The organism is Candidatus Magnetobacterium casense (assembly GCF_019173545.1).
GTDB classification, from domain to species: domain Bacteria; phylum Nitrospirota; class Thermodesulfovibrionia; order Thermodesulfovibrionales; family Magnetobacteriaceae; genus Magnetobacterium; species Magnetobacterium cryptolimnobacter.
Genome location: NZ_JABXWD010000779.1, coordinates 1 through 1,081, shown reverse-complemented (window position 1 = coordinate 1,081; position 1,081 = coordinate 1). Strand labels below are relative to the sequence as shown.

The 1,081-nt window shown below is 51.2% G+C and carries 1 protein-coding gene; it reads right to left on the bottom strand.

Annotated elements, in window-relative coordinates; all coding sequences use genetic code 11:
• Positions 1–1,081 (bottom strand): hypothetical protein (locus tag HWQ67_RS19455; protein WP_218254353.1); only part of this gene is annotated, 1,081 nt, incomplete at both ends.

Sequence of the window (1,081 nt, the reverse complement as noted above, 5' to 3'; positions counted from 1 at the left end):
ATCATATCAATCGGAGTAGCTTCTCTCTCTTGTGAAGCCAGCCTAACGGCATAATCCCACAAGTCGTTGGTTGCTCCGCTCTCGTGTGCTTGAATAGCCGCCAGCGCATCCTCGGCGGTAGTTTCTTTGTCATATACCCTCTGCCTGAGTATCTCAATCGCTGTTCTTTCAACCTCGCTGTACTTGCGGTCAAGATAAGTGGCAGAGTTAACCCACTGGTGCACAGGAAAGAAGTCCATCAACGGATCGTAGAAGATGCTGTTACCCAACTCCTTGCTCAATCCATAAGCAGGGATCATAAACTTACCCTTTACGCGGCTCGGCAAGTAGGTTTCTTCATCCTCGTTCGAGGAGATAAACTGTAGCCAGCGAGCATAATGCGCCAGAAGCGCCGGTCTGTCCAGAGCTGCGATTGCCCAATTATGAGCGGTGTGCATTGTCCAGAATACATAGGGTAATCCGATGGCAATAGCATTGTCAAACCTTGTGCGGCGGTTGTAGTTAAGCAGAGCCATATCGGCCTGTCCTTCGCCTACATGCAAAGCCTGTAGTTTTGTTCGTCCAAAGTCATTTGCCACCTGCTTGCCCCAGGCTTGCAGCTCTCTGGCTTCTGCGGGTGTCAACTTCTTGGCATCGGCTAACTGCAACGGCATGGTTTCGGCTTTCAAAGCCTCGTCGCGCATACCCTTCATCAACGGACGAATGAACTTGCGATATCCTTCCTCGTACACCTGCTCACCAGGGAATATCTTTGTGCCGTTGTTGTCCAGGTTGCCAATAACGTTCGGTCCAAGCACGGGTGGCTCGAATTCAATATCCACGGGGAGTTTTTTGAGTTCGCCCGTATTGTCAACGTACACCCAATTACCGTCTCCATCCTCTCCCAAGATCACGCTCTCCCCGCGCGTACTGTTCGCGATGCGGACATTCGCCATATCGTCAAAGATATAAGCTGCGAACTTGCCATCCATGAAAGCAAAACCAACGATGTCTCGCTCTAACCAACGTATCGTCCTATCATCAGGGAACTTAATTATGCTTGCACCCTTGGGCAGGGCGCGCCTCAAGGCTTCGTCGGAGG